2 protein-coding genes are annotated in these 1,043 nt (G+C 50.8%); both read right to left on the bottom strand.

Annotated elements, in window-relative coordinates; all coding sequences use genetic code 11:
• Positions 1-395: hypothetical protein (locus tag ROS217_RS24555; RefSeq protein WP_009818051.1), on the bottom strand; the 395-nt coding region annotated here is incomplete at its 3' end.
• A 150-nt stretch (positions 396-545) separates the two neighbouring features.
• Positions 546-914 (bottom strand): toxin-activating lysine-acyltransferase, encoded by a 369-nt coding sequence (locus tag ROS217_RS12145; protein WP_009818052.1) that lies wholly within the window; start codon positions 912-914, stop codon positions 546-548.
• Positions 915-1,043 lie beyond the last annotated feature (129 nt).

A 1,043-nucleotide genomic window follows, 5' to 3' on the forward strand; every position in this document is an offset into this window, starting at 1 on the left:
AAGAGATGATTAACATAGCCGTCTTTACGTATTTCCTTTAAGGCGGTCCCATACTCAGAAAAACGAAAATATCTTGATTCTGATGTTTGCCCATAAAGAAGGCTAAGTGGCATTGGCCTATGATAGACGAACGTGAAGCCCTGTATCCCGTCACCCGGTTCACCATACCTTGCAACAAAACACGTCTGATATGCGTTCAAGATATATGTTCTGGTAATTTTGCAGCCTTGACGTTTTGGTCCGGTTAAATCCAGATCAACTTTCGAAAGGCGCTGTTGGAAGTCTGCAGAGTTCTTCAAGAGGTTATTGTGGGCCAAATCTGCCACCCTAAAATCTATAGCGATAACCCCAATAATAAGTATAACAATTATTGATGTTTTCTTGAGAAGATTCATCGATCTAACTCGCCGACTAGGGAAACGTTTCGCACTCTTTGTATCTGATAGCTCGGACTCAACGTTTGCTTCAGTCATTTTTCAGCCATTCATCTATCGTCGAAAGAGCACTTAAAAAAGCAAGGATGCCGTTGATCACGTTATCGCCCGTCATGGCTCTGACTTTACTCCTACCAAAAACCTCTCCTTGACCCCCTCCGCCTCCGCAAAGGGCGACACCACGTCCACCACCACGAGGCTCTCCCCCGACCGCCAGTCCTCCAGCGCCAGCGGCGCGCCCGCTTCGACCTTGGCCTTGACCGCGTCCGACACGCTGGCCCAGGTCAGGAAGGCGACGGGCTGTTTGTCCTTGGAATAAAGTTTGAACTGCCGCAGCAGGATCGGCGTGGCGACCATCGCCTCAATCTCGCGGATCGGGCGGTCGCGATAGCGTTTGTCCATGGTCATCAGCCAGACGGCCTGTCCGAGCGCGGAGCCGAAGGTGCTGGCATCGACGCCGATATGCGCGCCCTTTTGCATGCGGTCTTTTCGGACGTCATTCGATGCACCCAATCCACGCTACCGTTGCACTCACTCTCGTAAAAACAGAAACCAGCATCAACTGGTGGCGTCAACATCATTTCATCTATGCGATTTCCAAACAGCCCG

The sequence above is a fragment of the Roseovarius sp. 217 genome (assembly GCF_000152845.1).
In the GTDB taxonomy this organism is placed as follows: domain Bacteria; phylum Pseudomonadota; class Alphaproteobacteria; order Rhodobacterales; family Rhodobacteraceae; genus Roseovarius.

Excerpts from the sequence above, each read along its gene's own strand:
- ROS217_RS12145 (WP_009818052.1), bottom strand. The coding sequence starts at position 914 with ATGCAAAAGGGCGCGCATATCGGCGTCGATGCCAGCACCTTCGGCTCC.